Origin of the sequence: Paraburkholderia sp. RL17-373-BIF-A (assembly GCF_046030175.1) — a bacterium.
Lineage (GTDB): Bacteria > Pseudomonadota > Gammaproteobacteria > Burkholderiales > Burkholderiaceae > Paraburkholderia.
Genome location: NZ_JARESO010000121.1, coordinates 1 through 7,785 on the forward strand (window position 1 = coordinate 1; position 7,785 = coordinate 7,785).

General features: G+C 56.6%; 3 protein-coding genes and 1 pseudogene. 2 read left to right on the plus strand and 2 right to left on the minus strand.

The annotated features are described in order from the left end of the window. A partial coding sequence (locus tag P0D80_RS47715) for a hypothetical protein (RefSeq protein ID WP_408295128.1) occupies positions 1-207 on the minus strand: 207 nt, incomplete at its 3' end. 2,160 nt (positions 208-2,367) lie between these two features. Here P0D80_RS47715 and phbB point away from each other — a divergent pair. Then, a complete protein-coding gene (gene phbB, locus P0D80_RS47720) occupies positions 2,368-3,111 on the plus strand; it encodes an acetoacetyl-CoA reductase (RefSeq protein ID WP_408295131.1) in 744 nt (247 codons plus the stop codon). A 288-nt stretch (positions 3,112-3,399) separates the two neighbouring features. Beyond that, a pseudogene (locus tag P0D80_RS51990) lies at positions 3,400-3,621 on the plus strand (transposase domain-containing protein); the annotation flags it as partial. A gap of 1,685 nt (positions 3,622-5,306) precedes the next feature. On the opposite strand, the gene P0D80_RS47725 reads toward P0D80_RS51990, so the two are convergent. Next, positions 5,307-6,431 carry a glycoside hydrolase family 5 protein gene (locus P0D80_RS47725; RefSeq protein ID WP_408295134.1) on the minus strand — a complete coding sequence of 375 codons (1,125 nt, stop codon included), beginning with the start codon at positions 6,429-6,431 and terminating at the stop codon, positions 5,307-5,309. Positions 6,432-7,785 lie beyond the last annotated feature (1,354 nt).

Here is a 7,785-nt window from a genome sequence, read left to right on the forward strand (position 1 = left end):
TGAAATATCGAAGTCCCCCGCCTGCTTCGCCATGCTGCCTTCGGCGTAGGCCGTGGCGCCCCGGAAGACCTCTCGACTAAACCTGGGAATGTTCTGCCCGTTCGCGCGCTGCCGGAACGCTTCATGCGTGCCGCCCGTTAGCCGCACACCGGACGGGTCTCTCCCCAGAAAAGCTCTTGCAAATGTTTGCGCAGTCACAACTGACATAGTGATCCTATGGATTGCTCAACCGTCTCAGACCTTTTCGCTTCGTCCCCACCCGACATGACAAGCTCACCGGCAGCGATCTCGTGTCCGCATCGGTCGGTTCGGGGTCATGCCCCGCCCTGATTGGATGAGCAGGAGTCTCACATCGCTCGACACATCCAGGAAAAAGGCATCCACACGTCTCATGACAGGTCCGCCACGGACTTTCCGGCGAGCACCGGCACCCTGTCGATACGGGTTGGCCAAGGGAGGCGGGAAGGGAGTGGCATCCTGACATGGACTGATAGCATTGAGACTATAAGATTCCGATGCGGGTCGATCTGTCGAAATTCACCAAAACAATCGAAAATTGTATCGATGGGTCGCCAGCAGTTCCTCGTAGCTAATAATGTGTCTGCGAGTCACTTCCGGACTCATTGCTGGTCGGACAGGCGCAAGTTGATTAGCCATTGACATCAACACAAGCGCGGGCTCTTCCGGCTCGCTACGAGTGAACAAGCGAAGAGTCCGGCCACTGCGAGGCTTGCAAAGATGACCGTCGAACGGGCACCCGTCCGTGCGCAATCGCACTTACGCCGGAGCGACGCCTATGGTGAAAGACCGGCAAGACGGGCAAAGCGTCAGATACTCGAGCGCCGAGAAACGAAACTTCGCCCACATGACCGCACTTCATCGCCTCGGGGCAGGAAACGTCCGACAAGTCGCGGCCACAGGAGCACTGGGTTGTCGTTTACCCTGTCGAACCATCGCGCGGCAAGCGTCAGTTTGTACTGCGAAAAGTAGCAACCGCCTCTAATGACGATGGCGCCCGGCATGCACGCAGGCAACAGCGCAACGTTGAACGCCCATGGACGAAAACTCGTGGATCCCACATATTGATTCTCCATGGGAAGACGCATTAATATGTGCCTCCGGGCTCGAATTGGGCATCGGGCTGGCGTGAGTCATGCATAGAAGCGTTATATCGCGAAACGCGGTCGTCTGGGAACATTGGGTTTTCAAGCAATTCACACCTATCAATAGGAGAAAAGATGCTGAGTCCTCATGAGTTTGCAGCTTTAATGCTAGTTAATGACGCGCCCGGGCCATTCGGATTGGATCCGGAAAATCTGGACGTTTTGCTCAAACACCGACTCGTCGCACTGCAAACACTTCCGTCGGGCCAGCAACGTCTCCATTTAACGAGTGGCGGCGTTTCTGTGCTCAGAGCCGTCACGCGGGTCGGCTCATGAGATCTGCTCGCGGATCATTGTCCGTCGGATAGAGTCCAGCGCCGCCTTAGCGGACAAGCAGTGTAAAGTCTGCTATTACAAGCGGCGAGCCGACATATCAATTAGTACAACTACTATCATCATGCAGTATGTGCCCCCGGATCTCAGTGCATGCGCGTTTGCGCCACGCGGTTGACACGACCACAGTTCGTCTATTTCGGTCCCGGCGATCGGAAAGGCCTCGGGTCCAACAGGAGCTTCTCAATGAGTCTAGTAATCCTGAAATAGATCACTGCGGCCCAGAAGGCAAGCCTACACAGTTAATATCATGCGCGGGAGGAGCGAAAAATTGATGCAGCTGAATCTCAAGACAATCCAGTCAACGCTGGCCGGAACTGAACGGAGTGCGCTGAACGCATTTTCCGTCAGTGGTCCACAGGAATGGCTCGCGCCACTTGCCATACTCATTGCGGCTACACAGCAGAGACGGCGGCGTTCTACAGCCGTCAGGTGTCCCAGATTAAGTCCACCACTGAGTGCAAATTCACGCACGTCGCACAGACGCTCCAGCAGGCGAACAGGCTACGCCTGCAATCGTTGATCAAGGACGCTGCCAGAAGCGCTCGGGCGCGTTCGGAGGCGATGATCGCCGGATGGAGGCGGACGATTCGTGCCACACGTACGCTGATCGAGACGCTGAAAAAAGGCCGTCAGCGCACGCGGCTGGCCGCTGGTTTCAGCTCTGATCTGTCACGACTGCTCCGTCGGATAGTGCCGGGTAACCATCGGTAGCCACTAGGCAATAGACGTAAGAGGGCGCCTGGTGCCGCGTCAGTCAGTGCCGCGAGACAACGAGGGCAGTTCATATAGCGGCGCATCGAACACTCCGTCGGACGAGCATCACTGGCCCATGTAGGCGGGAGTACTTCCCTTATAGGAGATAGAAAAGATGACAAAACAGATCGCACTGGTCACAGGCGGGATGGGCGGGCTCGGTGAAGCAATTGCCATCGGGCTGCACGACGCCGGCTATGCCGTCGTGGTCACGCGTTCGCCGAAAAATAGCGGTGCAGACCAATGGCTGGCCCGCATGGAGGCTGACGGGCGATATTTTCGCGCATATGCTGCGGATGTCGCTGACTATGACTCATGTCAACTTTGCGCGCAGCAGATCAAGAATGAAGTCGGCCCGGTCGACATCCTCGTCAATAATGCAGGCATCACCCACGATGCGACCTTCCGCAACCTGCACAAGGTCAATTGGGATGTGGTCGTCCGCACAAACTTGGACTCAGTGTTCAACATGACGAGACCGTGGTGCGACGGCATGGTTGAGCGAGGTTGGGGGCGCATCATTAACGTTTCGTCGATAATTGGCAGCAAGGGCGGCTTCGGTCAAACGAACTATGCGGCCGCCAAGGCCGGCGTGCACGGTTTTACGAAGTCACTTGCGCTCGAGGTAGCGAAGAGGGGCGTCACCGTGAATACGATCTCGCCCGGTTACATCGCTACGAAGATGGTCACGGCCGTGCCGCAGGACGTTCTGGACACGAAGATCATTCCGCACATCCCAGTCGGCCGCCTTGGACTACCAAATGAAGTTGCTGCGCTTGTGGTGTACCTGTGCTCGCGTGAAGCGGCTTTCATCACGGGAGCCAACATTGCAATCAATGGCGGCCAGCACCTGCAGTGAGAGACGGTTTCACCAAGGCCCTAGGGGGTAGACTTTCTCAGCAAGCCGCCGATCTGGAATTGTCGGACCACCTCGGGCTGAGGAAATGTGCAAGCCGCTTCGACGATGAACTGCGAAAGGTGATCGAGCTGTTACTGCGCCACCAAAGCGGCGGCGCAAGAAGAGACCGGGCCGCCTGCCGGTTGCGCATTGCCTCGCGCTGACCGACATCCTGTTGAGGACTCAAGACTCTACTGCGCTGGCGCGATCTCCTCGTCGAGAGATGCAGCTCGGACGTGAAGTGATTAGCAATTGGAACTGCGTCTCGAAAATCTGCAGGCCGACGATGGCGCGGCGATGGTGGACGCACCAAGACGGGCCCGCTCTGAGGCCGGTATGTCGAAGGGACGCAAGCCACGTCCGGAACATCTGCATCGCGAAGACGTTGTACATCAGCCTGAGGACACACGCTGTCCGCAATGCGGTCACGCGCTTGGCATCCTCGGCGAGGACGTTTCCGAGCAACTTGACTAGGTACCGGGGCACTGGCGAGCGATTCGTTGTCGCGCGCAGTTGTGAATTGATACAGCAACGCAGTTAGGAATTGATATACCTCCTTGTAGCGTTGCTCCTTTTGGGCGGCCGGTGATCAACTCGAGGAGTACATAAAAATCGAGATTCTGCGTTGTTACGGAAACGCCCCCCGGGACATCGAGGACGGCTAAATGGGCGGGTTAAGCAGGCTGCACGAGTATCTGCAAAGCCTTCGACTCGAGTCAGTGGTCGGATTTGAGACAGCCCTAGACATTAGATGCAGATGGACAGGATCGAGTTTCGCAGACCGAGGACGGTGAGCGCGATGCTCCGCGGTCAATACAGAGGAGTACGCTTGCCCGCACGAGCGCAACGGGGCAAGTTCACAACATCGAAACGTCGTCCATTATACTTTCGTGGCCGATTCCCGGTATGACAACTGCTCCACCGCACACGGCGAGCCACCCGTCGGGGTAATCTTGCTTGCATGCGGCTGAGTAAGCGGCGGTCGACAACATCATTTGATTCACCGAACGATGCGTAACGACCGTGCTCCTGTCCACGGATAAGCAACTTCTCCGGCGTCCCCGTGGCTATCAAAAAAGTTGCCAATACACCGAGTCCGATCGCGGCTATTCCGACGACTACAACTTCCATCATTGCTACCTCCGTGAAATTGCGACGACGCATTCCCGCGCGCGCCGGCTCTGTTTGAGTTCCATCGTCGATAGCCCGTCCACACATGTGGCGTGCCATGAAGGTGAAGGCCTGAAGTGCCAACGCTAACGGCGACGGTCTCGCATAGAGTCGCGTCGTCATTTCCAGAAGCGGATGCGCGTCCGGACCGCAAATGTCGAGTTCTCGAGTCTCGTTCCTCAAAGTCCGGCACAGCCTTGTTGCTCTCATGATGCAGTCAGCCCGCACAGCCGCCTTGTCTAGCGCCGTGCTCGCCAACCTTGCAACGTCGAGCGCTTGGAGGCCGCTTTGCTGCATCGCGTTGGCGTCAAATTTGAGGCCCGGCAATCTTCCGCTTAGGATCACTAAATTGTTGACGGGCGGTTCACCGCCGCAGGAACTCGAGACACACCCGTCGGTCGCCGCCAAGTGATGCGGTGATTCGTCGTAGCGATCTCATCGTCCGCGGGGCGGCCTATTGACCCGAGGAGCTTGCTGTGACTCTTCTGACGACCCCTCGTACCCGGACATACCGAATCATGTAGCAGGCCGGGGCGTCCGGACTCCCCCTAGAAGCTTCGGCCCGCAATTCTCCACGCAACCGGTACGCACACGCGGCTTGCCGACTGGACCAAAGTCGGATCAGACATACGACACATGTGAAGGTCCCTCGTTACCGCGAGCAGTCGTATCAGACGCCTGCCCCTCCACCATGCAAGCTGGCGTGTACCCGACTCCATGCGATGGTCGTCGGCATTCAACCAGTCCCGGCGAAAGCGAATCGCTGATAGATTGAGCAGAAATCCGAGCGAAAGAACTTGCACCTCGCAAAGCCGTGGATCGATCGCCGCGATACAACAATCGACGGAAATGTGCTGCAGGGTAATTGACTGTCGTCGCTCCTTGCACGGCCTATGTCTCGGGCCGCTGGCTCGATGAAGCGCACGAACAGACGACGCAACCTGCCCCCTCTCGAGGACAGACCATCTTGCAATGGTCTCAGCGGGCTAAGTGTTCCGGCCCTTGCTCCATAACTTTCTGAGCAAGTTGACCTTGTCAGTTCTCACCGTGTTCCAGTCGTCTAAAAGGATTCCGCCGGTATCTCCACTGTTAGGGTTCCAAGACCAATAAAAGCCGCCATCTATCCCTCTTTCGACAAGATACTCTATCAATGCATTCTGCCACGCCACATCAAGCGAATTACCTTGTCCATATTTCCCTCCAAATTCACCTAGCAATAGGCCGTATGACTGAGAAAAGCGACCAAAGTGTGTGTCCCAAATCGCCGGCATATTCTTGGGAAAATTTGGGTCCCTAAAATAATACTGCTCGTGTACATCTGGACCGTAAGTATGCGGAGCCAGCAGCAATTGACTCTTCGGGATTCTCAGCGGTGCGCAAGCAATTGGCTCAAGATTCCCCCCCCAAAAATGCGGTATATTGCCGCTGCAGGTTGAACTGTCCGCGATTCCCTCTACAGCGATCAACCATTTTGGCGCGATTTCCAAGACGGCAGAAGCTGAGAGCTCAGCGGCCTTATCGAAATCGGTCGAACTGTTTCCGGTTCCCCACGTTGCAGAGCCGTGAGGCTCATTCTTGATGTCCAGACCTAGGACTCTGGGAACTGCAACATAACGTTTCGCAACGAATTTCAAGTCTTCGATCCATTGCGATTGACTATAGCTGTTTGTGTACCAAAGTTCCGAGATGTCGCGACAATCGGGCGTATGATGGTCAAATAATACGTACATGCCCCGACGGCTGAATTCAGCAACCATTTTATCTAAAATCTCGACCGATTTTAACCCTCGCAGGTCTGTGTTCTTGTCATAGTCTATGCTTTCGGGAGCGACTCCGTGTAAGGTCGCGGGACAAAAGGGAAGTCGTACGGCATTGAAACCCAAGCTTTGCATCTGGTCAATCATATCCATCCAATTGCGCGCCCATAGTCCGTGTACGACATGGGTGGATGTCTCGAAGCCAAACCAATTGACGCCTCGAAGTTGAACGACGTTTCCTGCGTCGTCAGTGACCTTTCCATCCACCACTGCATAGCCAAACGCCGACGGAACGGCCGTAAGAAGCAATGCCATGGTTGCAAAGAGGCATTTTAGTGTCTTGATACAAATCACGGCGTTGCTCCGTAAGTGAGGAGGGTGTCATGGTCTAGCGCTTGCGATTAGGCAATGAAGCACCCAATGCACGATCAATATTTCGAGCTTGAGTGCAAGTGTTATTGTGTCAGGGAATGCTATTGCTCGACCATACAGCTAATACCTGAGTTTATGCGGCGTAATCGGCTAGAGCCAAACATCCTTCCAATGTCTTTTGCCGTGTCCGCGTTTCGAGCCGCAGGTATAGCGACGCGAGCCCCGTTTCCATCCATCGCGCACGGCCCGTCTTGTCGTGTCCTGTCCTGTTGTGGCGGTTGCTACAGGCGGTTTGCGAAAGAGGCCGAGGGTCCGTTACCTTTTTCAGAGAACTATGAGCCTTGGTCACCTGAACAACGCGTATCGATGGATGGGACACACCGGTCGTTGCAGACGTGCCTAGGCATTGATCCAATCTTCCTTTCGCCGTCAGGGGCCACGACGCAAAATGCCCGGTAGCCGCCCCGTTTCGGAACGCGTTGCACTGAACTGACCTCCTGTTTGTGTTCAAGACCGGATAAGCTGTCGCGATCTGTCGATCAAGTGGCGACTCGATTTAAGTCCGACCTACCGGCGTCGCTTACGCGACTGGCGAAGACCGGCGTGTGGGGTCGGCTGCACGAGCGTCTGCTCGCGAAGCTACGGGCAGCTCGTCACGTAGCAATGTGTCGATCGCGCCGTCGCGCAGACTTCACCGGCCCCGTAGACGCAAGCAGGACCGCGCTGCCCCCTAGCGTTGTCTCCGGGCTGTTCAATGGGCGGTTTGGCCGCAAGAGGCATGACATGGCGGTAACCACCCTCAATCCTGGCCGTGGTCTGTAGACGTCCGATCAGCGCTGTAGCCTGGATCCTAAGCACGAGTATGTATAGTTATGCTGACAGATCGGATCGCCGCCAGCGAACGAGGGCACGGACGATGCGACGCTCAGCAGAAGCGACTCCTCCAGCGTGGTTGATCGGGTATTCCGCGGGTACGTGGTGTAGATACCGCTTTCGGGCCAAGATCGTTCAGGCGCCCGGCCGACCAGGCCATCCATAAGCGCTGCGCGCGCGCCGGCGAAGTCGACACACATGAATAGATAACTGCGCCTTCCGACAGCGACACCGCGCAGCATCCGTTCCGCGATCAGGTTGTCGGTTTCCGCGCGGTCGTCGCCGCAGTGGTAGACGAGGAAGGGTCAGCGTTCAAAGCGTACAGAATCGCCCTGGTCGTATCGGGTTCAGGGAAAGCGCGGCGAACCAGCTTCGAACCAGCATTTCATGCTTTGAGCAGCCGCACGGCCGGTGCTAGGCGCACGCGTCGGCGTTCGTCCGAAGGTCCACCGCGTATCTGCTC